Annotated in this window: 21 protein-coding genes and 2 pseudogenes; 9 read left to right on the forward strand and 14 right to left on the reverse strand. The window is 62.3% G+C overall.

Annotated features, from left to right (window positions below):
• Positions 1-25: 25 nt before the first annotated feature.
• From GSQ90_RS31135 to GSQ90_RS31150, 4 genes are read right to left on the reverse strand one after another with little or no spacing between them, the layout of a single operon-like run.
• Positions 26-673 carry a DUF3726 domain-containing protein gene (locus GSQ90_RS31135; protein WP_158818878.1) on the reverse strand — a complete coding sequence of 216 codons (648 nt, stop codon included), beginning with the start codon at positions 671-673 and terminating at the stop codon, positions 26-28.
• Positions 670-2307 carry a hypothetical protein gene (locus GSQ90_RS31140; protein WP_246731855.1) on the reverse strand — a complete coding sequence of 546 codons (1638 nt, stop codon included), beginning with the start codon at positions 2305-2307 and terminating at the stop codon, positions 670-672. Before GSQ90_RS31140 ends, GSQ90_RS31135 begins: the two co-directional genes overlap by 4 nt.
• A gap of 16 nt (positions 2308-2323) precedes the next feature.
• Positions 2324-3334, reverse strand: coding sequence for an Ldh family oxidoreductase (locus GSQ90_RS31145; RefSeq protein ID WP_158818880.1), 1011 nt, complete (start codon positions 3332-3334; stop codon positions 2324-2326).
• Between the two features lie 33 nt (positions 3335-3367).
• Complete coding sequence (locus GSQ90_RS31150) at positions 3368-4267, reverse strand: LysR family transcriptional regulator (protein ID WP_158818881.1); 900 nt, start codon at positions 4265-4267, stop codon at positions 3368-3370.
• A gap of 106 nt (positions 4268-4373) precedes the next feature.
• Between GSQ90_RS31150 and GSQ90_RS31155 the strand changes: the two genes are divergently transcribed.
• Together GSQ90_RS31155 and GSQ90_RS31160 are read left to right on the forward strand one after the other, a co-directional pair.
• Positions 4374-5822: an aldehyde dehydrogenase family protein gene (locus GSQ90_RS31155; protein WP_158818882.1), complete on the forward strand. Its 1449-nt coding sequence runs from the start codon at positions 4374-4376 to the stop codon at positions 5820-5822.
• Positions 5819-6814 carry a membrane dipeptidase gene (locus GSQ90_RS31160; RefSeq protein WP_158818883.1) on the forward strand — a complete coding sequence of 332 codons (996 nt, stop codon included), beginning with the start codon at positions 5819-5821 and terminating at the stop codon, positions 6812-6814. Before GSQ90_RS31155 ends, GSQ90_RS31160 begins: the two co-directional genes overlap by 4 nt.
• Positions 6815-6910: 96 nt before the next feature.
• Here the strand turns inward: GSQ90_RS31160 and GSQ90_RS31165 are convergent.
• Positions 6911-7420, reverse strand: a pseudogene (locus GSQ90_RS31165) (flavin reductase family protein); the annotation flags it as partial.
• Between the two features lie 107 nt (positions 7421-7527).
• Positions 7528-9396: a helix-turn-helix domain-containing protein gene (locus GSQ90_RS31170; protein WP_371418514.1), complete on the reverse strand. Its 1869-nt coding sequence runs from the start codon at positions 9394-9396 to the stop codon at positions 7528-7530.
• Between the two features lie 275 nt (positions 9397-9671).
• Here GSQ90_RS31170 and GSQ90_RS31175 point away from each other — a divergent pair, with 275 nt between their 5' ends.
• From GSQ90_RS31175 to GSQ90_RS31195, 5 genes are read left to right on the forward strand one after another with little or no spacing between them, the layout of a single operon-like run.
• The gene (locus GSQ90_RS31175) at positions 9672-10964 is read left to right on the forward strand and encodes an LLM class flavin-dependent oxidoreductase (protein ID WP_246731856.1); all 1293 of its coding nucleotides are present in this window, start codon (positions 9672-9674) and stop codon (positions 10962-10964) included.
• Between the two features lie 45 nt (positions 10965-11009).
• Entirely contained in the window at positions 11010-12095 is a 1086-nt protein-coding gene (locus tag GSQ90_RS31180; RefSeq protein ID WP_158818885.1) for an ABC transporter substrate-binding protein, read from the forward strand.
• A gap of 34 nt (positions 12096-12129) precedes the next feature.
• Positions 12130-12954 (forward strand): ABC transporter permease, encoded by an 825-nt coding sequence (locus GSQ90_RS31185; protein WP_158818886.1) that lies wholly within the window; start codon positions 12130-12132, stop codon positions 12952-12954.
• Between the two features lie 15 nt (positions 12955-12969).
• Positions 12970-13773: an ABC transporter permease gene (locus GSQ90_RS31190; protein WP_158818887.1), complete on the forward strand. Its 804-nt coding sequence runs from the start codon at positions 12970-12972 to the stop codon at positions 13771-13773.
• Between the two features lie 13 nt (positions 13774-13786).
• The gene (locus GSQ90_RS31195) at positions 13787-14857 is read left to right on the forward strand and encodes an ABC transporter ATP-binding protein (RefSeq protein WP_158818888.1); all 1071 of its coding nucleotides are present in this window, start codon (positions 13787-13789) and stop codon (positions 14855-14857) included.
• 204 nt (positions 14858-15061) lie between these two features.
• Here GSQ90_RS31195 and GSQ90_RS33035 read toward each other — a convergent pair.
• From GSQ90_RS33035 to GSQ90_RS31230, 7 genes and pseudogenes are all read right to left on the reverse strand, one after another.
• Positions 15062-15394: pseudogene (locus GSQ90_RS33035) on the reverse strand (nucleoside hydrolase); the annotation flags it as partial.
• Between the two features lie 103 nt (positions 15395-15497).
• On the reverse strand, positions 15498-15635 hold the full coding sequence (locus tag GSQ90_RS32755; RefSeq protein ID WP_210255027.1) for a nucleoside hydrolase: 138 nt from the start codon (positions 15633-15635) through the stop codon (positions 15498-15500).
• A 131-nt stretch (positions 15636-15766) separates the two neighbouring features.
• Positions 15767-17914, reverse strand: a complete 2148-nt coding sequence (locus GSQ90_RS31210; RefSeq protein WP_158818890.1) for a beta-galactosidase — start codon at positions 17912-17914, stop codon at positions 15767-15769.
• 25 nt (positions 17915-17939) lie between these two features.
• The gene (locus tag GSQ90_RS31215; protein ID WP_158818891.1) at positions 17940-19073 is read right to left on the reverse strand and encodes an ABC transporter ATP-binding protein; all 1134 of its coding nucleotides are present in this window, start codon (positions 19071-19073) and stop codon (positions 17940-17942) included.
• A 46-nt stretch (positions 19074-19119) separates the two neighbouring features.
• A complete protein-coding gene (locus GSQ90_RS31220) occupies positions 19120-19971 on the reverse strand; it encodes a carbohydrate ABC transporter permease (protein ID WP_158818892.1) in 852 nt (283 codons plus the stop codon).
• Positions 19971-20852: a carbohydrate ABC transporter permease gene (locus GSQ90_RS31225; protein ID WP_158818893.1), complete on the reverse strand. Its 882-nt coding sequence runs from the start codon at positions 20850-20852 to the stop codon at positions 19971-19973. Before GSQ90_RS31225 ends, GSQ90_RS31220 begins: the two co-directional genes overlap by 1 nt.
• Before the next feature lie 70 nt (positions 20853-20922).
• Positions 20923-22194 (reverse strand): ABC transporter substrate-binding protein, encoded by a 1272-nt coding sequence (locus GSQ90_RS31230; protein WP_158818894.1) that lies wholly within the window; start codon positions 22192-22194, stop codon positions 20923-20925.
• 116 nt (positions 22195-22310) lie between these two features.
• Here GSQ90_RS31230 and GSQ90_RS31235 point away from each other — a divergent pair, with 116 nt between their 5' ends.
• Entirely contained in the window at positions 22311-23489 is a 1179-nt protein-coding gene (locus GSQ90_RS31235; protein WP_174247555.1) for an ROK family transcriptional regulator, read from the forward strand.
• Positions 23490-23620: 131 nt separating this feature from the next.
• Here GSQ90_RS31235 and GSQ90_RS31240 read toward each other — a convergent pair whose 3' ends face one another.
• Positions 23621-24787, reverse strand: a complete 1167-nt coding sequence (locus GSQ90_RS31240) for a LacI family DNA-binding transcriptional regulator (RefSeq protein ID WP_246731857.1) — start codon at positions 24785-24787, stop codon at positions 23621-23623.
• 179 nt (positions 24788-24966) lie between these two features.
• Here GSQ90_RS31240 and GSQ90_RS31245 point away from each other — a divergent pair, with 179 nt between their 5' ends.
• Complete coding sequence (locus tag GSQ90_RS31245; RefSeq protein ID WP_158818895.1) at positions 24967-25968, forward strand: dihydroxyacetone kinase subunit DhaK; 1002 nt, start codon at positions 24967-24969, stop codon at positions 25966-25968.
• The last annotated feature ends 9 nt before the right edge of the window (positions 25969-25977 follow it).

The following is a 25977-nucleotide window of genomic DNA, read 5'->3' on the forward strand; positions in this document are numbered from 1 at the left end:
GACGCGGATACGCAAGCTCATATTTCTACTCTTCATCGACGCTGCCGCCTCCAGCGCCCATGGCGCGCGAACTCTCGCTCGCCGGCACGTTTACACGCGCGGCGAAGGAGCCGAGGGCGGTCAGGACTACGTCATCTACGATCGTGCGCCGTGGCGGCCGCGTTTCTCTCGACGGGGCCGCGCCTGGCGAAATCGTGACATCGGCGGCCGGCGTCAGCCAGGCGCCACCTGGCGCTTTCGGCATGACGCCTTGCCGGTCGACCCACGCCGACGCCGTCGGCCAGGCGACCTCGAAACCGCCTGCGGCGCTCGGCGCGGCGAGCACGCCGACGATCCAGATGGGAAGGCCGACGTTCCTGAGATGCATGAGCGCAGCTTGCAGGATCGCAGGATCGTCGATCAGCAGCGCCGCGGTGCGCACCGGGCACAGCGTCGTCGTCGAGTCCGTTTCGGATCGATGCACTCGCCATTGTTCCGCCTGGGCCGGCGAAGGCGCCTGCATCGCTTCAGCTTTCTCGGCCAAGGCCAAAAGCGCATCCGCCCAGGGGAAGCCGCCCTGCGCCAATCGACGCGCGCCTCGTCCGATTTCCTCCGCCAGACCCCATGAGAAGCCGGCGCCGCGGCCGACTTTGGCGGCGAGGGACTCCACTTCGTTGAGCGAAAGCTCGGTCATGAGGCCGCTCCGCATTCCCGCGCGATGTCTTCCGGGAACGGCTCGCCGGCAAAAAGCGAAATGCGCAGCCAGCGGTCCGATCGCGGGTCGAAACGGCTAGCGCCGAAGAAGGCGAGCTTGCTGCGCAAAAGATCGATCGGCCGCATGCCGGCGTCGATCAGATTATCGCGAATTTCAGCATAGGGATGCCGCGCGGCGATCTGCGCGCGCCTGACGACGTGACGCCATTCGGGATGGCGCAGAAGGAAATCGGCGACGGCGATTGAAATGGGCTCCACTTCAAGCGCGCGAGAAAGCTTGGCAATGTCGCGCGCGATCGCCAAAGGCTGCTCGCGTTCGGCGCCCGGCTCGTTCAGGCGCTCGCCGAGGCGCGGCTCGAGCTTTTCGGCCGATACGTACCAGAAACGCGCATTCGCCTCTTCCGAGCTGAAATCATAGCGCCGCGTCCAGGCATAGTCTCGCGCGATCAGCGCCCTCAGCGCGCCGCAACTCATGGCGCCGTCGATGCGGAAGGATTGGCTTTCGTCGGCCCCCATGCTTTCGGCGAGGTCGTCGATCAGTTCGCCATGCGGCTCCAGGATCAAGGCGACGGTCGCCTCCTGACCCTCGAGCGAAAAATTCGCTTCGGCGAAACGATAGAGCGCGTCCCAGGGAAGGGCGGCGCCGCGGGTGACGTCGGCTGCGATTCGCTCAAGGGTGGCGAGGTCGGCGTCGAGCGCGGCGATCGCCTCCGCCTGGCGCGTGTCGGCGGTGCGCCAGGTGCGAACCTTGCTCTGCATGGCGGCGAGGGCCGCCAGAAAGCCGGCTTGCGTGGCGCCGCTGGCCGCAGGTTGCGCGCGCACGCGGGCGAGCGCGGCTTCCCGCGCATGAAACCAATTGTGCATCAGCACGGGGTGGCGCACCAGAAATGGGGCCATGCCGAGCCCGGTGGCGTTGCCGACGCCGAGGCTGCGCTGCAGCGCCGGGTCTAGCTGCGCCGCGTGTCCTGACGCGCGTCGCGCGGCGACATGTTCGGCAAGATCGATCGTGAAGGAACGGATGAGCCAGACCGTCAGCATTTCGGCCTGGAACGGGCCGGACAATTCGGGACGTTCCGCGATCTCCTCGCGATCGGCGATGCCGAACTTGCCATTGCCGTAAACGGCGGTGGTGCGCATGAGATAGCCGACGCTCGCCAACAGCGCGGCACCCGGCTGTTCGCCTTTCGCCAGGGCGTCGACGACGGCGTCAAACAGCCTGACGCTCTTGTTGGCGCGGGCCAGCACAAGGTCGCGCGCGCAATAGCGGCCGGCTTCCTGCAACGGAGCATTCTGACGCAAGCGCGCGATCTCGTCCGCGTCGGGGACGCCGTCGTAAAGGACATAGCTCGTGTCCCAGGCTTCGGCGATGACGCGATCGGTTCGCTGCGCGTCCTCCAATGGCGTTGAGAAGGCGACGAGGCAGTAAGTTCGGCGCGGCGTCGCCACGCTGTAGACGGCATGGCCATAGCCCGCGTCGCTTATCGCCCATTCGGCGCTCCTGACCCGCCAGCGCTCTCGCGCCGCCCTTCGCATCAGAGTTCGCAAGAAACTCAGACGTGTCGGATGCGAAGCGCCGAGCCGTTCGAGCCGCATGACGACGTCTGGAGGTCTCAATGCGATCGCGTTCAATTCAACCGACCCCGGCGAGGTTCAGCAGCGTGGCGTGCGCGGCCTCGCCGATGTCGACGCCATCCCGCTCGCTGTTCATTCTGGCGGCGCGGCGCCGGCCGCCGGGGAGGCGCCCGTTGGTCTCGGCGCCGAAAGCGGCAACGACAATCTCCAGGCGGTCGGCGAAAGCGCCGCCGGAAGAGGCATTGGGGGCGATGGCGATGAAGAACTGGCCGGTGCCTGGCGGTCCGCCGGCGGTTCCGGAAAACGGGCTCGCCACGACGCCTGGATTGGCGCCGGCGAGGCAAGCCGCGAAAACTTCAACCATCAGCGCGGCTCCGACCCCTTTGTAGCCGCCGGCCGGCGCCATCGTCCCGGTCAAGGCGGCGGCGGGATCGATGGTCGGCTTTCCCTCGGCGAACGCCCAGCCTTCCGGGATAGGCTCGCCGGCGCGCGCGCGTTTCATGACTTCGCTCTTGGCGACGACGCTGGCGCTCTGGTCGATGACGAAACGCGCCGCGCCGTTGCCGTCGGGAACGGCGAGCGACCAGGGATTGGTGCCGAGCGCTGGTTTTCGCGCGCCCCAGGGCGCGATCGAGGCGGGCGCATTGGTGAAACCGAGCGCGACCACACCCGCCTTCGCGAGGCGCTCGGTGTGATAGCCAAGGACTCCACAATTATAGGAATTGCGGATGGCGAGGCTCGCGACGCCATTGGCCGCCGCCGCGGCGATCAGCGCGGGCAGGCCAAAGTCGATGGCGGCATGGGCGAAGCCCGAATGCGCATCGACGACGAGGCTTGCCGGCGCCGCCCTCGACAAGACCGGCAGCGCCTCGCCGACGACCTTGCCGCAGGTGAGATGCTCGCAATAGGTCGGCAGATACATCAGGCCATGCGATCGCAGGCCGTCGCGCTCGGCCGCCGCGATGCCAGCCGCCAGCGCCTCGGCCTGGCTTTCAGAGGCGCCGTGATTGCGCAAAGCCCGGGCGGCGAGCGAGGCGATCTCGGCGACGGATAAGATGTGAGCGCTCATTCGCTTTGGCCTCCCTCGGATGCGACGCGCTTATCAAACCGCCGCATAGCCAAATTCCTTTGCGCATTCGCGCGTCAATTCGCGAATGTAGTTCAACAGTTTGGCCGTCGCGGGCTGCAGCGCCCGGCCCTCCCTGGCGATCCAGCCGACCGTGCGGCTGACGGCGGCGTCGGCGAGCGGCAGGAAACGAAGCTCGCGGCTGCATTGCCAACGGCACAGACGGGGCAGAATCGTCACGCCGAGACCAGCCTCGACCATCGCGAGGTTCGAATTGACGTTGCTGGCGATCAGCTTCGAATTGGCGGCGAGCTTTGAAACTTCTGGCAGCCCGAGCGCGGAGACGCTGCCATTCAGGATGAGGCCGCAGCCCTCGAGTTGCGTCCATTTCAGCGGACCCTTCTTTTTCGTCAACGGGTGATCGGCCCGACAGACGAAATCCAACGGCTCGCGAAAAAGCGCTTCAAAAGTCAGTTCGGGGCGTTTGTTGGCGAGCACGCAAAGCCCTACTTCGACGACGCCATTCTCGACCGCGTCGACGATCGCGGAGGAATCGATGTCGCGCACATGAATGTCGAAGAGCCCCTCGGCCTGCCTGACCCGCGCAATCGCCCGGGGCAAAAGCGTCACGGCGACGGACGGCACGCTGGCGATGTCGCAGCGCCCGAGGCGATCGGCGGCGAAAGTCGTCATCGCCGAGCAGGCGCGCTCGTAATGGGCGAGCACGCCGCGCGCCTCCTCCAGCACCACGCGGCCGACATTCGACAATGCGGATTTGCGCTCGCTTTCAAACAAAGGCGCGCCAATATCGAGTTCAAGCTGCTTGAGCGTCATCGAGACGGCGGAAGGCGTGCGATGGATATGATCGGCGGCCGCGCGAATGCCGCCGGTCTCGACGACGGCGACAAAGCTGCGCAAACCCGTCAGGCTGATCATTATCGCCTCTGTTCAGGCAAACTGAACATTTATCAAAATAAATGAACTTGATTGAAATTGTGCCGATTGATTAGGTGAAGTCAATGAAATTCTGGGAAGCGCGCCAATGATCGCCGGACGAAATCTCATCGCGGGACTATGGAGGGAAGGGGCGAGCGAAATCGAGGACCGCAATCCCTCGGACCTTGCCGATCTTGTCGGCTTATTTTCGCAAGCGTCTCCCGCTGATGTCCATGAAGCTGTCGCCGCCGCGCGCGAGGCCCAGCCGCAATGGGCCGCGACGGGCCTCGAGGCGCGCGCCGCCGTGCTGGACGCGATCGGCCGGGAATTGATGGCGCGCTCAAAGGAGCTCGGTGAGCTGCTATCCCGGGAGGAGGGCAAGACCCTCGCCGAGGGGGTGGGCGAGGTCTATCGCTCCGGACAGTTCTTCACTTATTTCGCCGCCGAAACGCTGCGCATTCTTGGCGAGACGGCGGATTCGACGCGGGCTGGCGTCGAGGTGCTGGTGACGCGCGAGCCGTTAGGGGTCGTCGCGGTGATTTCGCCCTGGAACTTTCCGATGGCGACGGCGTCGTGGAAAATTGCGCCGGCGCTCGCATTCGGCAACGCCGTCGTTTGGAAGCCCGCCAATATCACGCCCGCCAGCGCCTGGGCTCTCACCGAGATCATCCACCGCCAGGCCATCCCGGCCGGCCTGTTCAATCTCGTGATGGGGCCGGGCTCGGCGATAGGGCGCGAGCTCGCGGCCAAGGCGGAAATTCAAGGCCTGAGTTTCACCGGATCTGGCGAAGTCGGCAGCGGCATCGCCGGCGCCGCGGCGGCGCGTTTCGTCAAACTGCAACTCGAAATGGGATCGAAAAATCCGCTCGTGATCATGGACGACGCCGATCTCGATCGCGCCGTCGATCTTGCCGTAAACGGCGCTTTCGGCGGGACGGGGCAAAAGTGCACGGCCTCGTCACGGCTCATCGTGCATCGGCCGATCCATGACGCCTTCGTCGAGCGGTTCCTTGTGAAGACCAAGGCGCTGAAAGTCGGCCATGCGCTCGGGGAAGGCACACAAATGGGGCCGGTCGTCAGCCAGGCCCAACTCGACAGCAACCTCGCCTATGTCGCTTTGGCGCAAAGCGAAGGCGGAGAACTCGCGACCGGCGGCCATCAGCTCGAGAGAGCGGAAAAGGGCTATTACATGGCCCCAACTGTCTTCCTCAATACGACCCCTCGGATGCGCGTCAATCAGGAGGAAATGTTCGGTCCGATTACTTGCGTCCTGTCTGTCGCCGACCTCGACGAGGCGATCGATGTCGCCAATGATACGCTCTATGGCCTGACGGCCGGGATCGCGACGCGTTCGCTCGCCCGGGCGAGCAAATTTCGTCGGGCCTCGCGATCGGGCTGCGTCATGGTCAACCTGCCGACGGCCGGCACCGACTATCACGTGCCGTTCGGCGGAACCCGCGCATCCAGTTACGGCCCGCGCGAACAGGGGCGCGCCGCGGTGGAATTCTACACGCAGATGAAGACCTCCTACATTTACGCGGGTCCCGCACTATGACGCGGGACACCGCCGATGCGGCGACGCTGATCGACGGGTTGCAATATTGCAAATGGTCGCGCGAAATCTTTCAACAGATGCGCGAGGGCGGCATGTCGGCCGTGCACGCCACTGTGAGCTATCACGATGGATTTCGCGACACGGTTCGCAATCTCGTGGAATGGAACTGGCGCTTTCGCGACCACGCCGATTTGATTCTTCTGGGGCGCGATGCCGACGACATCGCCGCCGCCAAGGCGTCGGGACGGACCGCGATTTTTCTCGGCCTGCAAAACCCGATGCCGATCGAGGACGATCTCGGCCTGGTCGAGATCCTGCATGAACTCGGCATCAGATTCATGCAGATCACCTACAACAATCAGTCGCTGCTCGGCGCCGGATGGATGGAGGCGGTGGATGGCGGCGTCACGCGCATGGGGCGCGAAGTCATCGCCGAAATGAATCGGCTCGGCATGGTGATCGACATGTCGCATTCGGGCGAGCGGACGACGCTGGAGGCGATCGAATTGTCGACGCGTCCGATCGCGGTCACCCACGCCAATCCGTCGTGGTGGCGCGAGACCGGGCGCAACAAGTCGGCTGAAGTGGTGAAAGCGCTCGCCGAGACGGGCGGCATGCTCGGACTGTCGATCTATCCCCATCATTTGCGCGACGGCGGCGCGACGACCTTGCAGGATTTTTGCGCGATGGCCGCCGAAGTCGCTGTTATGATCGGCGTCGACAATCTTGGAATCGGCTCCGACCTCTGTCAGGGTCAACCGGACAATATCGTGCAATGGATGCGCGAAGGCCGCTGGACCCGGCCCGACCGGCGCTCCGCCAGAGCCGCATTCCCTGCCCAGCCGGAGTGGTTTGGCGACAATAGAGACTTTGCGGGCCTTGCGGCGGGTCTGAAAGCGGCGGGCTTCAGCGGCGCCGACACAGCAAAAATTCTCGGCGAGAACTGGCGGAATTTTATGCGCAAAGCCTTCAAGCCAGGAGACTTGAGCTGAATTCAAGCCTGGAGTGCGGCCACGCGACGCGCGGTCTGCGACAACTTTAACACTCGCGCCGATGTTTCGTCATCAACCTTTGACAGTGCGAAGAGGGGGCTGCGGGTCCTTCACCTCGGCGTATCGGCCTCGACAGAATGCGAGGGGCTTCAGGGCGGTTGTAGCAAAAGCCTCGACGCGTCCCAAGAGAACTACGTGGTCCCCCGCGTCCACCCGCTCATGCACCGTGCAGTCAAACCAGGTCAGACAGTCGCTGAGCACCGGCGCGCCGGTATGGAAGATGTCGTGATCGATGTCCGCGAATTTATCGACGACCTTTGATGCGAAGAGAGACGAGATGCGCCCCTGTTTCTCATGCAGCAGGTTGACGGCGAAGGCATCGCAGCCGCCAAACGCCGGAAAGCTGGACGCCATCTTGCTTACGCAGACAAGAATCAAAGGCGGGTCGAGCGAAACCGACGTGAAGGAATTGGCGGTCATTCCACGGGGGTTCCCTTCGGCATCGCGCGTGGTGACGATGCTGACGCCGGTTGGGAAGGAACCGAGCGCGCGCCTCAATTCTTGGGGGTCGATATGCAGGCGATCCAACGCCGGACATGAAGCCATTTGCGAACTCCGAAGCCATCGCCCACACGATACTCCGCCAATCGAGCCGCGGCTTTCTCCGACTTGGAGGATTTGGCGAGGTCGAGCTTCCTACGTTGCAGAGCAGATCATCTGCGGAGAGATCGGGCGAGCGGCGAGGACCCGCTGAGGGACGCATAGAGTCGGATCGCCAACTCGAGTGAAAACCGCTGTTCTTGCGTTCCGAATTCGATACCGAAAAGCTCGCGGACACGAGCCAATCTATAGCGCAGAGTCGTGACGTGCAGGCCCATGACATCCGCACAGGCCTGGCCGCGACAGCCGGTCCCCAAATATTTCGACAGCGTCTCCAAATAGGCCGTGCCGCGCTTAGCATCGTGCCGCACCATGGCGCCGACGCTGCTTTCAACGAAAAGTTTCACCTCACTTGTGTCCGCGGCGGCAAGGAGCTGCGGGAACGGGCCGAAGTCCTGTGCGGTTAGGGCGCCGCGTCGCCCGAATCGTCTAGCGAGCGACACGATTCGTTGGCATCGCACCCAGGCGACCGGATAGTCGTCCAACCCTCCCCGAAGACCGACTTCGACGAGGATCGGCTCTTCGCCGAATATTCTTACCGCCTCATCAAGGATGCTGCGGATCAGCGGATCTGAGCGGTCGGTCCTTCCGGGCTGACGGGGCGGCGCGTGGCATATGATCGTGTCACCCAAAGTGACGACCCGTCCGTCCTCGTGGTGGTGCTGGACTATGCGAGCGACGGACCGATGCGCGTCGATCGACAAGCCTTGCTTCGCTTGGGCGTCGCCCGTCGAGCTGATGGTTATCAGCCGCGCCGCAAGCGACGGGTCAATTCCAAGACGACGCGCGCGCGCCGCTACATCTTCTGCGTCGCGCCAGCGGCCGTCGAAAATCTCCTTAAATAGATCCGTGAGCGTCCGAGTTTCGTTCTGAAAGCGAATATAGCTACGCATCATCTGGACACTGAGCGCAAACTTCGCGCTCTCCAACATCAGATGGTCCAACTCTTCCAAGATCTCCGATTGCGGGAACATTATAAGCGCGCCTACAGCCTCGCCATCGACAGAGAGGGGCTCAATGTTGGCAGTGATCCTGAGGCGTTTATGCCCATCGTCGAGAAAGAGATCGCGCGGCCCCTCTCGAGACACATCGATGGCGAAGCGCGCGGCATGCATGAATTGTTTTCCGAAGCCCGCTCGGACGGCCGCCTGCCAGGCCGCGTCGTTATAGAGCTCTGGCCGCGGGGAACGGCCGGCAACAATGAGGCTCGCGGAAAAGTCGATTGCGATCACCGGATTGGGGAAGAGCTGGCTGATCATCGCCGTAGCCGAACTCACAGACCCGTCGGAAAGCACTTGGCTCAATAGCCTCGAATGCACGGCCAACGCCGTCTGAAGGCGCTCGGTCAGCAGGCGGTCGGCTCGCAGACGGTGAGATTTCTCAACCGCAATGACGCCCAGGTGAACGATGGAGCTGAGGAACGTCAGCTCTTCCTCACCGACAGCAACGACCTCCCTGGATTGCACGGTGAGGACCATCGAACGACCTTCCGCATCGGCGCAGCCCATCGGCAGCACAACGACGGTGTGATAGCCGCGTTCAACGGCCTCCTTTCGGTAGCCCGGAAACTCCTTAGCCAGGAAAGCATCGGCGATGACGACGGGTTCGTTGCGGCTCAGCGCCACGAGCGTCGGGCTGGTGGCAAGATTCCAACGCCCCTCCAGCCTGGTTTCCAGAAGCGTTGGATCATATCGCGTCATGACCTGAGCGTGGCCGTTCTTCTGGTCGATGCTCATGACCGAGCCCATCACCCAGGGCGGATTTTGGCAGGCTGCGTAGACGAGTTGTTGGAGCGTGAGGTCGAGATCGCCGCTGGAGCTGATGAGACGCGCGACGTCACGTAGCGTGCGAAATTGCGAAGCGGCGTCCAAGGCGACCTGAACCTTATGGGGACCTGTTTGGTCATAGCCGAGTCGGCGCAAGGGAAACTCCATCGCAAAAGAGGATCGCTGCCAGTTATCTTCCTATGAATCATAGGAAGACGCCACCCGCATGCCTTCATAGGCTCAACCGTCTTGTGTCTCAGGCGCCGCTGCCTGCTGTCCGAAAGTCTCCATGCCAACTGACATTCACAAAATTACCTCGGAAGTCTCAGGGCGGCGGACCATCAGCGGCGGATCGTCGCTCAAAAATAACGCTGGCTTGCGCACTGCGGGCCGGTCTTCGGAGGAATTTTGAAGCGATGACCAAACGCCAAATGCATTTGATCGCCTACCTCAAGACAGGCCCGACCGCTCAACACACTGGTGGCTGGCGGCACCCCGAATCGAGGCTGGACGATATTCTGGATGCGAGCCGTTACGAGCATATCGCCCGCGTGCTGGAAGATGCGAAGTTCGACGGGTGCTTCTTCGCTGATCTCTTCGGTCTCTATGACATTCACGACGGAAGCTACGACGCCTATGTGCGAGGCGGCGGGCAAATCAGCTTTCTCGACCCGACCGTCGTTTTGCCGGTGATGGCGGCGGCCACGCGCAATCTCGGACTCGGCGCTACGCTGTCCACGAGCTTTCATACCGCCTATCATCTCGCGCGCTGGTTGGCGTCGCTCGATGTGATGAGCAAGGGACGGGTGGCCTGGAACGTCGTGACCTCCGCTACCGATCTCGAGGCGCAAAATGCAGGCCTCGACGGGTTGCCGCCGCGCGAACTGCGCTACGACAGAGCCGACGAGGTCTTGGAAGCCTGCTTTGCGTTGTGGAACGGCTGGGAGGAGGGGGCCTTCGTTCTGGACAAGCAGGCCGGCGTCTTCGCCGACCCAAGCAAAGTTCACTACGCCAATTACGAGGGGCGATGGATCAAGACCCGCGGACCTCTCTCTATACCTCGCAGTCCCCAAGGGCATCCCGTGATCATGCAGGCCGGCAGTTCGGATCGCGGTCGCGAATTCGCTGCGCGCTGGGCAGAGGTGATCTTCACGATCCAGCGCGGGCAGAAGGAAATGAGCGAGTTCTATCAAGATATCAAAGGGCGCATGCAGGCGAAAGGACGCGCTCCCGCCGAATGCGCTATCCTGCCGGGCATCTCTGTCGTGCTCGGCGAAACCGAGTCGATCGCGCGCGAGCGAGCCGACTATTTGAACAGCCTGATCAATCCTGAACTGAACCGGGCGGCGACGTCCAGCAACCTTGGCGCCGATATCACCAAGCTCAGAGAGGGCGTCACCTTGGCCAGTTTGCAAGGTAATCAGGGAATGCAGGGCTCGGAGGACATGCTAAACCAGACAATGAAGGCGCAAGGGCTGACCTTTGAACAGGTGGCTGTGCAGCGCGGACAAGGGCGAGAGTTCGTCGGCACGGCGTCGATGGTCGCCGATCGCATGCAAGACATCTTCGAATCCGGCGTGTGCGACGGCTTCGTGGTGTCGCCTGTGACATTTCCCGGAATGTTCGAACAATTCTGCCGCAGCGTTGTTCCGGAACTGCAGCGCCGCGGACTGTTCCGGACCGATTATGCAGGACGAACCCTGCGGGAGAACTTGAGGAGCTGAGGAATACCGCTTTCCATCGCGGCGCGTTTTTTGCAGGAGAATTTCATGACTTCATCTCCCCGGATCAGCCTTTCTGCGAACAACAGCCTCACGCGGCGCTCCATGCTGATGGGCGGCGCCGGATTGGCGGCGCTTCCACTCGCGGCGTGGGCGCAGGGAGTTCCGGATTTGAAGGGCACGACGGTGGTCTTCGCGAGTTTTGGAGGGGCCTATCAGGACGCCGAGCGGGCGAGCTACTGCGATCCCTTTGAAAAGGCGACCGGGGCGAAGGTTTTGCAGGACGGGCCGATGAACGTGGCCAAATTTCGCGCGATGATCGAAAGCGGCTCGCCGGACTGGGACGTGGCCGATGTCGTGGGCGGCTTCCTCGAAGCGGGCATCAAAGACGGACTCTTCGAGAAGATCGACGCCAGGCTCGTCAATACGGGCCGAATTGATTCGCGCTTCGTGAACGATTACGGCGTTGGATGCATCGTTTGGTCGTACAACCTCGCCTTCAACACCGCGTCCTTTGATAGCGGCGCCGTGCCGAAAACCTGGGCCGACCTGTTCGACCTTAAGAAATTTCCCGGCAAGCGGACTCTGCTGGATCAGCCGGTGTCCTCGCTCGAGATCGCGCTGCTTGCCGATGGGGTCGCGCCCGACAAGCTTTATCCGCTGGATGTGGAGCGCGCGTTCAAAAAACTCGACATCATCAAGGAACAGACGATCTTCTGGGCGACCAATTCGCAATCCCAGCAGCTTTTCGTCGATCGCGAAGTATCGGTGGGCGTGATCCTCAACGGCCGCGCCTACGACGCTGTGCAGAAAGGCGCGAAGATCGGGATTTCCTGGGAGCAGAACATACAAGCCGTCGACTATCTCGTCGTGCCGCGCGGCAGCCGCAACCGTGACGCCGCCATGCGTCTGATCGACACGATGACTCTGCCAGAAAATCAAGCGAAACTCGCCAATCTGATCGCCTATTCGCCGACCAACGCCGCGGCGTTCAATTCGATCGATCCGAAGATCGAGCCATGGCTTTGCACGAGCCCTGAGAACATCAAGCGTGGCTTCGTGATCAGTCAAGTTTTCTGGCGCGACAATCTAACCAAGCTTACCGAACGCTGGACCTCCTGGAAGCTTTCATGATCCTTCGGAGAGCAATTGTGCCGACGCCATATCAATGAGGGTCATCGACCCGCGCGCCTGGCTGGTCCTCCCGGCATGCCTGTTGCTGATGGCGGCCTTCATCCTACCCGTAGGATGGTTGCTGGCGCGCGCCTTCACCTTTCCACAAGCGGGGATGCAAAATTTCGAGTTGCTGTGGGGGCGGCCAGTCTATCTTCACGTCATGGGCAATACCTTGTTCATCAGCGCCGTCGTGACGCCGATCGTGTTGCTGCTTGGCTTCCCGGTTGCGCATGCGATGGCGAATGGTCCCGCACGCCTTCGGCGGTGGCTGGTGTTCCTGGTCCTGGTCCCGTTCTGGACGAGCCTTCTCGTGCGCAGCCTTGCGACGATGATCCTGCTGCAGCGACATGGCCCCCTGAACTCCTTTCTACTCGGGGTTGGCCTTGTCGATGAGCCTTTACCGCTGCTTTACAACATGATGGGACTAATGGCCGGCTCGGTGCAGGTCCTGCTGCCTTTCGTGATTTTCCCTTTGTATTCCGCGATGGCGCGCATCGATCCGTCTTTCATGCAGGCGGCGATGACGCTTGGCGCATCGCCCGCACGGGCCTTCGCCCGAGTGTATCTGCCGCTGACGCTGCCGGGCTTGATGACCGGGGCGACCTTGGTCTTCATCAGCACGCTGGGCTACTACGTCACCCCCGCTTTGCTGGGCGGAGCGCGTCAACAGATGATTGCCCAGATGATCCAGGATCAGATCGCCCAGTTCGGCAATTGGGGCATCGCGGGCGCGTTGTCGCTTTTGCTCCTGTTAGCGACCGGAGCGCTGCTGCTGCTTCTCCAGTTCACCGTCGGATTAAAGGAAATTACGCGATGAGGGGGTCATCGCCTGATGAGCAATGACGGGACGAGACGCTGGCGTATTCTGCGCGGCGCGGTCTGCGTTTTCGTGGCCATCTATCTCTTGGCGCCGCTCGCGGTGGTGCTGATCATCTCGTTCAGCGCCGCTCCATTCCTGCAATTCCCTCCCCCCGGCCTCTCCTTGCGATGGTACGAGCAATTGTTCACAACGCCGGCATGGACGGACTCGCTGCTCGTGAGCGTCGAGATCCTTGTGCCGTCGTCTATCCTGGCGACGGTCATGGGGACCGCCGCGGCTCATGCTCTGGTGCGCGGACGCGTGCCCGGAGCCTCGTTGATCATGGCCTGTCTCATGCTGCCGATCGTCGTGCCCGGCATGATCACCGCCGCTGCGCTCTTTGGCGTTTATCGCGGTCTCGGCCTGAATGGCACGCTCACCGGACTCATCATCGGCCATACCGTCTTGAGCCTTCCTTATGTCGTCGCGACGGTCGCCTCTTCCTTGCGCGTGCAGGACGAGCGATTGGAGCAGGCGGCCTCGACCCTCGGAGCGCCGCCTTGGGCGACGTTCCGACGGATCACCTTGCCCCTGGTGTTGCCCGCTGTGCTATCGGCGCTGCTTTTCGCGATGATCCTCTCGTTCGACGAATTGATCGTGTCGTTGTTCGTCAGCTCCGCTCGCGTCCGCCCGGTCGCGGTGCAGATGTGGTCGAATCTGATGGGTGATTTTGACCCGACGATCGCTGCGATCGCGTCCATTTGTTTCCTGGCCGCCTTGATCGTGCTGCTGGCCGACTTGGCGTTGCGAGGACGGCGCGGCCCGCGATTGACCTGACGAGGAGAATGGGATGGGTGGCGTCGTCCTGGAATTGTCCGGCATCCGGAAGCACTACGGCGCGGTTGTGGCCGTCGATGAACTGGATCTCCAACTGCGTACCGGCGAGTTTCTAACCTTCCTCGGGCCGTCCGGATCCGGCAAGACGACGACCTTGATGATGGTCGCTGGTCTGCAGCAGCCCGACGCAGGCTCAATCATGCTGAACGGCGCCTCCGTCGCGCAAACGCCGCCCTATCGGCGGGATATCGGAATGGTGTTTCAGAACTATGCGCTATTCCCGCACATGACGGTCCGCCGCAACGTCGCCTTTCCGCTTGAGATGCGTGGCAAGAACCATCAGGAAATCGGGCGCCTGGTGGACGAAGCCTTGCGTCTGGTGGGCCTGCCCGAACACGGCGACCGCCTGCCCAAACAGCTTTCGGGCGGCCAGCAGCAACGCGTTGCGCTCGCTCGGGCCATGGTCTATCAGCCGGCGCTATTGCTTATGGACGAGCCGCTGGGGGCGCTCGACCGCAAGTTGCGCGAACAATTGCAGCTCGAGATCAAGCGGGTGCATCGGCAGCGCGGGATTTCTGTTCTCTATGTGACGCACGACCAGGAGGAGGCGCTGACGATGAGCGACCGGATCGCGGTCTTCAATCACGGCCGCATCGAGCAGATCGGCACGCCAACGGAACTCTATGACGCGCCGGCGACACGCTTTGTGGCGGGCTTCATCGGCGACACGAATTTCCTCAGCGGTCGTGTGCGAGACATATCGGATGGCGTCTGCGAGATCGAGACCGCGGCTGGCCGCGTTCAGGCGATGGCGAGCCCTGGGCTGATCACCGGAGCGCTCGCTTCGGTCGCCATCCGACCCGAGCGGATCGTGTTGTCGTCGGTTCATGTGGATGGGGCGGGGCTGCACGGCAACATCTCCGATGTGATTTATCTGGGCAATGCGCGCAAATATGTAGTGCGTCTGTCGGACGGTAGCGATTGCTTCGCCCTGCGCCAAGCCAACGCGCCCGCCCTTGAAACAATTGACGAGAAAATTTGCCTCTCTTGGGAGATACAGCACGCCATAGCGTTCCCCACCTAAGATTGCATAGGGTCATGGCGCCGCTTGGCGCTCAAACGAGCTCCAGGTCGAAGTTGGCGCTCCGTGGGTGTGGCGAGTAGTAGCCCACGGGTGCGGAGTAGGTCGGAGCCGGCCCACCAATCGCTCACGCGGAGCGCAGCAGACTAAACGCCAAATACCATCTACTGCTGACACTAGCCGCTCAGATGTGGACAGAGGACCGAGCTATCGACAATGAATATCCGGCCACGCAAGAATTGTCTCGATGATATGGTCGATCAGCGCTCGAGCTTGGACATCAAGAGCAACATTGCAGTTTGCGACATCCATTCCGCGAATGTTCTCGAGCTTCTCCTCTGTGAGCTGACGCATATCGCAGACCGTCATCCCGCGGGTAGGGCCGCGACCGAGTTGAATCTCGACCGGGCATTGCCGGCAGGTCATCAATTCCGCCGCGATAAGCGGCACAAGCGCGCAAGGATCGTGCAGTGAGGCCGTTGACAGGCGGTGAACCTTTCGGAGCCGCTCGCGGAAGAAGGCGAAGAGGTCTCCGAAAGCCCTCGCAACTCGCCCCCCCGATCATCAGCCGCGCGATGTCGTCTTCAGTGATACCGACTTGACGGGTCACGTTCAGGCCGACCATCCACAGCGGCGCGCCGCTTCAGAAAACGATGTTGGCCGCCTCCGGATCGCACCATATGTCGAATTCAGCCGCGACCGTGGTGTTGCCGATCCCGCTCGTACCGCCCATTACGCTGATACCTTTCAGCCAGCCCGCGAGTCGGGGTTCTTTTCGCATGACAGTCGCTACGCCAATCCCGGCCAGCAATCCCATCCGGCGGGTGCGGGCCGCCGCCGCGCGCGCATGGAGATACGAAAGCAGACGTGAAACCTTCACGATTGAGACGACAGGCGTGGCCGGGGGAGCTCCTATACTGAGTGGAGCTCGACGATAACACATCCATACGCCGGCAGGACCAGAGCGCCGTCGTCGACCGGAGCGTCGGCGACAAGCAACGCGCCGGCGGGGACGCGCTCGAGGCGGACAGGCTCGTCCTTAGTGTTGAGGATGAAGAGCAATCGAGTGTCGCCGCTTTGGCGTAGGGTCACCTCGACACCCTCGGGCAGGTTCGGCAACAATGGTTCGACGCCGGCTTGCGCGATGAGGTCGGCAATGAGGACGCCGACGAGATTTTCGGTCAGATAGGTGCCGACATAAACGATGCTGCCCTTGCCAACGCGCCGGGAGGTAACCGCGGCCCGACCGGCGGCGAAGCGGTTAGACCAGGCGCCAAGTATCTCGGTCCCGGCGGCGAGATCGAGCAATTCATACATATGGGCGGCGGCTATCTCGTGATTGCCGATCTTCAGCAAATAGCGCCGCCGAGCCGATTCGGCGGCGAACATCTTCCGGGCAGCGCCGCCGCCATAGCGGCCCGCGAGCGCGAACAGTCCATCACCATCGATGGGCGCGAGGCGGCCAAACTCCTCAACGGTGATGCCGGCGAGCGCGGAAAGTGAAGGACCGGGGGCCGGATCGCGGATGATGTGATTATTCTCGTCACGTGAGCCAGTGCGGGCGCTGAGGATAACGGTGCCCCCGTTGCTCGCGAATTTCTCGATGCGCGCCGTCCAATCGTCCTTCCACATCAGCCAGTGAGGAACGTAGAGCACCTTCAACGGCGATAGGTCGTCTTCGGGGTGGATGTAGCCGCAAGCAATGCCGGCCCGGTAACAATGCCGATGGAGGATTATCGCATCATCGTGTGGGCTCGGCAGCCCGATCGGATAGGTGCGATGGGCCTCCTGATTGTCGAAGTCCGATCCCGCAATGCCCACGTCCATGCGTACGTGGGTGCCAAGGATTTTGTCCTTGATGGCATTGATTTCACCAGAAAATTGCTTGGCCTCGTCATAGCGCCGGCGCGGAATGTCGTCGTGATCGACGATCCCCATCCAATATATTTCGGCGCCGAAATGGGCCGGTCGCCAGCGGAAGAACAGCACGCCATCGGCGCCGCGCGCGACCGATGTGTACGCCATGCGGCGCATCTCCCCGGGCTCGGGCGTCATGGTGGAAAAGGTCGGCTGAGCGCCGAATCCCGACTGTTGTTCGGGCACAATGAAATTGCCGGAAAAACCACGACAGATGTCGAGATGCAGAGCCTGGATTTCGGCGTGGCCGCCGACCCGCTGCATCTCGTCGTAAAGCATGGGGTAGATGTCGTAGCCGGCGAAGTCGAGATCGGTGGAAAACTGTCCACGGAAGTCGATATCATGGAGGCGTCCCAGATTGTGAAAGATGAACCACGCGGGATTGCTGGCGCGTAGTATTTCGACCTGGTCGTGCTGGAAGCACGCGGTGGCGACCGCGAGGAACCGGTGATAGTCCTGAACGTGCCCTGGGCTCAGGAACCCTGGCGCGTGGTCGAACGGCAGCACGATTTGATCGAAGTTGTCATAGCGGGTGGCCCAGAAATCACCGCCCCATGCGAAATTGAGCGCATCAATCGTGTTGTAGCGGTCCTGCAGGTAGATCTGGAATTCGCGACGCGTAGCCGGCGAATAGGATTCCGACGCGGTGGTGTTGAGCTCGTTGTCCGTCTGCCAGCCAACCACATTAGGATTGTGCCGGTAGTGCTTCGCCATCGCCCCGGTTATGCGGCGGCTGTGGGCGCGGAATACTGGGCTCGAGGTATCGGCATGCTGGCGAGAGCCGTGACTAGCCTGCCGGCCATTGCCGTCGACCCGCAGCACTTCTGGATAATGCGCCGTCAGCCAGCGCGGTGGGGTGGCGGTCGGCGTGCACATAATCGTCTTGACGCCGCGCCGCCCAAGAACGGCGATGGCGCGATCAAAGAGTTCGAAGTCGAACTGACCCTGGCGCGGCTCGAAGATGTGCCAGGCGAACTCGCCCATTCGCACCGTGTTGAAACCCGCCGCCGCCATCCGCTCGGCGTCGCGCGCCCAATAGCTTTCGTCGACATGTTCGGGATAGTGCGGCGCTCCCAATAGGAAGGTATCGGTATCAATCGGCCGCCACACCGAAATCGCAGCGGGACTCGTTCTGGTCTTCACGTCAAAAACTCCGGGATTTGGGTCGTCAGATGGTCTTGGGGGCGCTGAGCGTTCGCTGCTCCGCCCCGCCGAAAAGGTAGGCGTTGGCCGGATCAAAGGCGATTTGTAGCGACGCTCCGGTCTCTAGCTGGGCGATCCCGGGGAGGTGAATGGTCACGTTGCCGGTGCCGGTATCTGACCCGATGCAGCGAAGAGGGGCGGCATCGGCGTAAACGATGGTTTCTCGCCCCAGATATTCGACAAGTTGGGCGGCGCCGCTGAAATGCGCGCCGTCGCGATTTCCCACAAGTTTCAAGGCTTCGGGGCGAATGCCGATGGTCGCGGTATCCCCAATCGCTAACGGCGTGTTGGCGACGACAGGCATTGCAAAGCGGCCGAGCCCGGCCGTTTCGACGCTCACCTGGCCCAGTCGGGCTTCGACAATTTTTGCTTCAAAGAAGTTCATGCGCGGCGCCCCGAGAAATCCGGCGACAAAGCGATTCACCGGATTGCTGTAGAGATCGCGCGGGGCGCCTACCTGTTCGACGCTGCCGGCATTGAGCACGACAATGCGGCTCGCCATGGTCATGGCCTCGACCTGATCGTGCGTGACGTAGACCATGGTGGCGCCGAGTGCTGCGTGGAGCGTCGATAGCTCGACTCGCATCTGAGTTCTGAGCGCGGCGTCGAGATTGGAGAGCGGTTCGTCGAACAGGAACACTTCGGGCGAGCGCGTGATGGCGCGGCCGATGGCGACGCGCTGGCGCTGGCCGCCCGAGAGTTGCTTGGGGAGCTTATCCAGCTGATCGGTGAGCCGCAAGATCTGCGCGGCCCGCCCGACGGCGGCGTCAATCTCGGTGCGAGGGCGCTTGGCCATGCGGAGGCCAAAGCCCATGTTTTCGGCAACCGTCATATGCGGGTACAGCGCGTAGGACTGAAACACCATCGCGATGCCGCGGTCGCCCGGCTCGGCTTTGGTGACGTCTCGGCCGTTGATCAGCATCTCTCCGGAATCGACTTGCACGAGCCCGGCGATCGATTTCAACAGGGTTGACTTGCCGCATCCCGACGGCCCAACCATGACGATGAACTCGCCGGGCTCGACCCTCAGATTGATGCCGCGCAGCGCGCGATAACCGCCGTAGCGCTTTTCGATCTGCCGAAGTTCGAGGCTGCTCACGGCGATGAATTCCTGAGGCTTGCGGGCACGGGCGGTGGAGGCATGTTCATCCCTTGACGGCGCCCATGGTGAGGCCTGCGATGAAGTGGCGCTGCATGAGGAAGAACATGACAACCGGCGGAACGGCGACGATCATGGTGGCCGCCGAGATGATGTTCCATTCGGACACGTATTGTCCGCGCAGGTTCGCAAGGCCCGCCGTCACCGGTTTCACAGTGTCGCTGATGGTCAAAACCACCGCCCAGAAATAATCGTTCCAAATGAAGGTGAAGGTCAAAATGGCGAGCGCCGCGAAGGCTGGGCGAACCAGGGGAAACACCACGTGCCGGAGGATCTGGGCGGGGGAGGCGCCCTCGGCTCGCGCCGCTTCGAACAACTCGTCGGGGAGGGCCGCGACGAAATTACGCATGAACAGCGTCGCAAAGCCGGTCTGGAAGGCGACGTGAAAGATGATCAGCGCAAAGGTCGTGTCGTAGAGCCCGAGGCGCACCATTAAGTCCCGGACGGGGATCATCATGATCTGGGCCGGCATGAAATTGCCGCCGACGAACACGGCGAACAGCGCCATGTTGCCGCGAAACCTGTACTTTGCCAGCACGAAGCCCGAAAGCGTCGAAAGAACGAGGACGCCAATCACCGACGGGACAGTGATGAGGAGGCTATTGAGAAAATACTGCGCCATCGGCGTCCGGGAGAAGACGCCAGTATAGTTATCGATGAGGTTGAACTGGGTCGGCCAGCCCCAGAGATTGCCGTTCGCGACATCCGCCGATGAACGAAATGAAGTGAGGATGATGGCGAAGAGCGGCGCCAGCCAAACTACGAGAATGGCGATGACGAGGACGAGGTAGAGCCGGCGCTCGGTTCTGGCGGTCGGCGGAATCGGGCGCGGATACATCAGGATCTCGCCTCGGCGCGAATGATGCGGCTCAGATACCAGGCGATGAACACGGCCATGATGGCCAGCAGCACGGTCGCGATCGCCGCGCCATAGCCGAACCGGTACGAGAAGATCGACTGCTCGTACATTTGGTAGGCCAGCACCGAAGATGAGCCGAAAGGGCCGCCCTGGGTCATCACCGAGACCATGTCGAAGGAGCGCAATGCGCCGATCGCGGTAATGGCAATGGCGATGAAGGTGACCTGCGTCAGTTGCGGCAGCACCACGTGGCGCAACATGTTCCAGCCCTTGGCCCCGTCGACCCGCCCGGCCCCGATCAAGTCGCTGCTGAGGCTGTTGAGGCCGGCCAGGTAAAGCACCATGCAGAAGGCGATCTGGGGCCAGAGCGCGGCGAATACGACGGCGAAGGTCACAAAGTGTTCGTCGGAAAGCAGCGCCGGCGCGGTAGCGCCGAAGGCGGAGAAAATCAGCGCGAGGAGACCAAAGCCAGGGGTGTAGACCCAGGTGAACACCACCCCGACGGCGACCGAGGCCAGGACCAGCGGCACGAAGAACAGCGACTTCAGAATGCGCATGCCGGCGATCTGCTGGTTGACGAGAAGCGCGATGCCAAGACCGGCGGGCGGCGCCGCCATGAAGATGATGAGCCAGATGAGGTTGTTCTTGAGCGACACGAAGAATTGCGGATCGCCGAACAGCTCCCGGTAGTTGTCGAGGCCGACCCAGGTCATCGCGCCCATGCCGTCCCAGTCGTGCAGGCTGATCCACAAGCTTTGCAGCGACGACAGCACGATGACGACGCCGAACAGAATGATGGCGGGAAGAATGAACAGGGTAGGCGTAGCCCATCCGCTTTGTCGGCGCCAAATGCTGGTCATCTCTATGTCTTCGCGTGCGAACGCGAAGGGCGGAACGGGCCCACCCTTCGTCCGTTGCCGGGATGGGAGGTCAGATCTTGAAGATGCGCTTCCGCGTTTCGTCCAGGCGCTTCAGGATGTCGGCACGGCGCTCGGGATGGGTCATATATTCCTGGAACGCGTTGAGACCGACCTGCGCCATATCGGGGTCGGTGTCGCGATCGTAGTACTGCGACGTGCCCTCGACCGTCTTGAGGCTTTGCAAGGCCTGGTTGATGAGGGGATCGGCGCTTGCCGGCGCATCGGTGCGCGGCGAGATATTGCCGGTCGGCTCAAGATAGGTCGACAGGTTTTCGGGCCTGTAGAAAAAGGCCAGGAAGTCGCGCGCCAATTCCTTGTTCTTGGCATTGGCCGGAATGTGCACCGAATCCACTGAAAAGTCCTCGAAGCGGCCTATATCGGCGATCTTGGGGAACGGTGCGAAGGTCAGATTGGGTTGAGCGTCGGCGGGAATGGCGTATTTGATGAAGTTCCCCAGGTTCATCATCCCGGCCTTCTTCTGTCCGAGCAAAGCGCCCGCTTCCTGCCAGCCATAGGACGACCCGTTCGGGAGGAAAAAGCCCGCCTTGATCAACTGGTCCCAATGGTCGAAGACGGGCGCCAGCAAGGGATCGAGATAGCTGAGCTGACCGTCCATCAAGGCCATGTGGGTCTTGAGGCCGTTGATGCGCAGGTTCATCTCGTCGAAGAACCCGGCCGCTGGCCAGAGTTCCTTGGTGCCCATGGCGAGGGGCACGAGGCCCGCGGTCTTGGCTTTTTCGCCGTAATCGAGCGTCTCTTCCCAGGTCGTCGGCACGGTGAGCTTGTTGGCCTCGAACACGTCCTTGAGGTAGAAATTGCCCCAGAGCGTGCCTCCCATGGGCAGGCCGTACTGCTTGCCGTCGACGGTGACGGAACCGATCGTGCCGCCGAGCGGTCCTTTGAGGTCTTCGCGTGCGATAAGGTCGGAGATGTCGTCGAAAAGGTTGCGCTTGACGAACGCCTTCATGCGGTTGCCTGAAAACCAGAAGCAGATGTCGGGCGCGCCGGCCACCAGATAGTTCCGGATGGCTGTCTTATTGGCCTCGTGATCCATATTATTGATCACGACTTTGACGCCCGACTGCGCCTCGAAGGCGGTGGCGATCTTGGCGAAGACCGCGTTGGCGTTGGCGTTGCTCTGGTCGTTGATGATGGTAATCTGCTTGGTTTGCGCAATGGCGGGCATGGGGAAACCGCCCATGGCCGCGAGCGTGGCGCTGCCGCCGACCGCTTTCAGAAAGGCGCGGCGATTCGCCGTCGACCCGAGCGGGGTGTGCTCCATAATGTCTCCTCCCAGAGATAATGCGATCAATCCTGACCGTTGATCGCGGGGTAGTGTAGACATTCTCGAAGCGTGGATCAATAATTAATTTACAAAATTAACAATGGAGACAATGTGTGCGACTGAAGGGCGACCCGAGCACCTCGCGAGCGATGAATCGGCGATTGATACTCAATCTCCTGCGGGCCGACGGCCCCAGGAGTCGGGCGGACATCGCCATCGCTACCGGTCTCAGTCGGGCGGCCGTGACGTTTGTCATCGCGGACCTGCTTAGCGAGAATTTCCTCATCGAAGGAGAAACGCGGGTGGGCAATAGCGGGCGGCGTCCGATTCCGCTCGACATCAATTATGCGGGCCGGCTGGTGGTCGGCGTACAGCTGCGAGTAGGCGCGATCGCCTGCGTTTTGACCGACCTGGCGACCACGCCGATCGCCTCGCTGCAACTGCCGCTACCCGATCACCGACCTGAGACGGTAGGGAAGGTTGCCGCCGAAGCGTCGCGGCGCCTTCTCGCCAAAGTCGTAGCCCCCAATGCCGGCATTACCGGCATCGGCCTTGCCGTGCCGGGCATTGTCGACACCGCTAGCGGGGTATGCCGCCGATGCCATCGGTTTGATTGGACGGATGTGCCGATCGGGGCGATTCTGGCCGACGAGGTGCGCGTTCCCGTGTGGGTCGACGACGACACCAACGCCTTTGCGTTATCGCAGCAACTGTTCGGGCCGGCGCGCAATCGAAAGACCGTCGGGGCGCTGGCGATCGGCGCGGGCGTCAGCTGCGCGGTCATTGTGGAAGGCAGCGTTCACCACGGCGCCAATGGAGCGGCGGGCAAGCTCGGGCACATCACAGTCGATCCAGAGGGGCCGATGTGCGAATGCGGTCGGCGAGGATGTTTGCAGACCTTGTTCTCGGAGCCGGCGTTGGTGCAGCGCTGGCGTGAGCGCCGCTCGCTCGGGCCCGAAATGACGCGTCACGATATGCTCGCGGCGGCGCAGGCCGGCGATGCCGACGCGATCGGTCTGCTCGCCGAAGCGGGTGAGGGGATAGGTCGGCTGCTCGGAGACTTCTGCAATATCGTCGATCCGGAAGTCATCGTCGTCGGCGGCGAGGCGGTCGTCTTCGGCGACCTGTTGTTCGACCCGATGCGCGCGGCGCTCAAGCGCTTCGTTCTATGGGCGCCGCCGCCGATACAGCCGGATTGGACCGATAATTCGTGGGCGCGGGGCGCGGCAGCCCTGGCGACCCAGCAGCTCTTCGACTTTGAGGCCGTATCAGGCAATGTTCGCGCCGGCTGAGCAGATTCCCAGCCGATGCGGCGTTCCTCTACCAATGCGTCGAGCGAGCTATTTGCGCCACACCCCGCGGACGGCCAAACGCTCCATCTCAGGAGAAAAACTAACGATCGGGCCTGGAAGGCTGCAAGTCGTCAGACTGCCGGGACGTTGCGGCCGGCGCCCCGTGGTTTAATGCGTTTCGACGGCGTCCGGGCTCCGTCGCTGGCTCTCACGATGAGTCGCGCGCCGACCAGTATCTTGACGGCTGGTTGGGCCTCAGAGGCGTTGATAAGGTCATCCAGCATAGCGACGGCGAGATAGCCGATCTTGCGCTTGGACACGTCGATCGTGGTCAACGGCGGGTCGAGCGTCGCGCTCAGTGGCAGGTTATCAAATCCGATGATCGAAACGTCCTTGGGGATGCGGATGTTGTGCTCCCGGAGCGCCTTGATGAAGCCATAGGCGATCACATCGTTTGTGCAGAAATAGCATTCGGCCAGGTTCGGCCGCCCTTTGAGCCATGCCATCGCATCGGCATAGGCGCCGTCCAAAGTGGACTCGAACGAGACGACATCCGCCTCTCGCACGTCCAGTTGGAGGCGATGCATGTTCTTGAAGAAGGCCTCTCGACGTAAGCGGAAGTTGGTCGTGTCGACGTGGCTGGCGACGAAGCCAATGCGGGAAAACTGCCGGCCCTTGAAGTGGGACAGCACCTGGAACACCGCGTCCTCATTGTTCATGTTGACGAAGGTGGCGTCGAGCACGTCAAAGAAGGTGTCGATGAATACGGTCGGCAGCCCGGCACTCTGAATGGCTTTGACATCCGCTTCCGAAAGCTCCGTGCCGAGCGCGATGATTCCGCGCGCGGACGCGCCAGCCAGGGAGGCGACAATGGCGTCGATCGACTGTTCCTCGTGGCTCACCACTTCCAGCGCATAGCCACGCCGCCCCGCCTCGACCGACATGCCGTCAATGTAGTCCGAGATGAAATGGCTGTGGTCGCGGTTGACGGTATGGGCGTGCTTGGAGATCTTCAGGAATCGGAGCGAGTCGCTCGGCTCGGCCCCGCCTTTGCTGCTCCGCGGACGGTATTCGAGGCGGGCCGTCGTCTCGAGAACGCGGGCGCGAGTCGTGCCCGAGATTTCTCCCTTGCCGTTCAGCACCAGGGACACAGTGGCGGGCGACACGCCTGCAGCGTCGGCGATGTCGCGTAGCGTCGGCTTTTTTCTATCTGTCATCAGGGAGATGGCTTCGCAGGGCGGAGTCGAGCAGCGCAAGCGCGTCGCCAGATACAGAACGACTTTGTAGGCGAAACGCAACCGCGATTTTGCCCGCTTGCGCGAGGCGCAGGGTCGTGTTATTTTTTTCACTAAAGAAACGCAAGTTTTACTAAACTTAAAAACCGCAAACATGTTGCGGAGCGGGGATCATCCGCATGACGGCCGACTGTCCGTCATGCGCGAGCTCCCGTAGCGAAGGGAAAAGTCGGGAAACGCTCATGAAGAAGTTTCTGAACGAAGCGGTCGACTTCGTCGACGAGATGCTGGAAGGCATCTATCTCGCGCATCCGCAACTGACCTCCGTGAACGACGACAAGCGCTGCATGGTCGTCGCCCGGCGGAAGAGCGGCAAGGTGGGGATCGCCACCGGCGGCGGCTCAGGACATCTTCCCCTGTTCCTCGGCTACGTGGGCGAGGGAATGCTCGACGGCGCGGCTGTGGGAGGGGTCTTCCAGTCTCCCAGCGCCGAGCAGATGACCGAAGTCACTAAGGCGATCGATCAGGGCGCGGGCGTGCTCTACATCTACGGCAACTACAGCGGCGATCTCATCAACTTCGGCATGGCGGCCGAAATGTCCGAACTCGACGGCATCGCGGTCAAGCAGGTCGTCGGCAACGACGATGTCGCGTCCTCGGTGGTGGGCGAAGAGCACAAGCGGCGCGGCGTCGCCGGCATCTTCTTCGTTTTCAAGGCCGCGGGCGCCGCGGCGGCGGAGGGCCTCTCGCTCGACGAGGTGACGCGCGTGGCCGACAAGGCGCGCGCGAGAACCCGCACTATGGGCGTAGCGCTCAGCTCCTGCGTCGTGCCAGAGATCGGCCATGCCACCTTTTCGATCGGCGAAGACGAGATGGAAATTGGCATGGGCATCCATGGCGAGCCCGGGATCAGCCGCAGGACGCTGGCCAAGGCCGACAAGGTCGTCGACGAGATGATGGGCCGCGTCTTCGCCGAGCAGACGCTTGGGCGGGGCGACGAAGTCGCCGTGCTGATTAACGGGCTTGGCGGCACCGCCAAGGAGGAACTTTACATCCTGTTCCGGCGCGTCTCGCAGTTGTTGACGGAGCGCGGCGCCGCGGCAAAGCATGTCTGGATCGGCGAATATGCGACGTCGATGGAAATGGCGGGCGCCTCCATCTCGATCCTTCACCTCGACGAGGAGCTCGACCGCCTGATCGCCGCCCCGGCCAACACCCCCTTCTTCAGCCACAGCAAAGCCTGAGGAACGCCG

The organism is Methylocapsa sp. S129, from assembly GCF_009765995.1.
Lineage (GTDB): Bacteria > Pseudomonadota > Alphaproteobacteria > Rhizobiales > Beijerinckiaceae > Roseiarcus.

Bases quoted from the DNA above. Each gene is read 5' to 3' on its own strand.
- GSQ90_RS31135 (WP_158818878.1), bottom strand. From the start codon at position 673: ATGACCGAGCTTTCGCTCAACGAAGTGGAGTCCCTCGCCGCCAAAGTC.
- GSQ90_RS31145 (WP_158818880.1), bottom strand. From the start codon at position 3,334: ATGAGCGCTCACATCTTATCCGTCGCCGAGATCGCCTCGCTCGCCGCC.
- GSQ90_RS31150 (WP_158818881.1), bottom strand. From the start codon at position 4,267: ATGATCAGCCTGACGGGTTTGCGCAGCTTTGTCGCCGTCGTCGAGACC.
- GSQ90_RS31155 (WP_158818882.1), top strand. From the start codon at position 4,374: ATGATCGCCGGACGAAATCTCATCGCGGGACTATGGAGGGAAGGGGCG.
- GSQ90_RS31160 (WP_158818883.1), top strand. From the start codon at position 5,819: ATGACGCGGGACACCGCCGATGCGGCGACGCTGATCGACGGGTTGCAA.
- GSQ90_RS31175 (WP_246731856.1), top strand. From the start codon at position 9,672: ATGCATTTGATCGCCTACCTCAAGACAGGCCCGACCGCTCAACACACT.
- GSQ90_RS31180 (WP_158818885.1), top strand. From the start codon at position 11,010: ATGACTTCATCTCCCCGGATCAGCCTTTCTGCGAACAACAGCCTCACG.
- GSQ90_RS31185 (WP_158818886.1), top strand. From the start codon at position 12,130: ATGAGGGTCATCGACCCGCGCGCCTGGCTGGTCCTCCCGGCATGCCTG.
- GSQ90_RS31190 (WP_158818887.1), top strand. From the start codon at position 12,970: ATGAGCAATGACGGGACGAGACGCTGGCGTATTCTGCGCGGCGCGGTC.
- GSQ90_RS31195 (WP_158818888.1), top strand. From the start codon at position 13,787: ATGGGTGGCGTCGTCCTGGAATTGTCCGGCATCCGGAAGCACTACGGC.
- GSQ90_RS32755 (WP_210255027.1), bottom strand. From the start codon at position 15,635: ATGCGAAAAGAACCCCGACTCGCGGGCTGGCTGAAAGGTATCAGCGTA.
- GSQ90_RS31220 (WP_158818892.1), bottom strand. From the start codon at position 19,971: ATGTATCCGCGCCCGATTCCGCCGACCGCCAGAACCGAGCGCCGGCTC.
- GSQ90_RS31225 (WP_158818893.1), bottom strand. From the start codon at position 20,852: ATGACCAGCATTTGGCGCCGACAAAGCGGATGGGCTACGCCTACCCTG.
- GSQ90_RS31230 (WP_158818894.1), bottom strand. From the start codon at position 22,194: ATGGAGCACACCCCGCTCGGGTCGACGGCGAATCGCCGCGCCTTTCTG.
- GSQ90_RS31245 (WP_158818895.1), top strand. From the start codon at position 24,967: ATGAAGAAGTTTCTGAACGAAGCGGTCGACTTCGTCGACGAGATGCTG.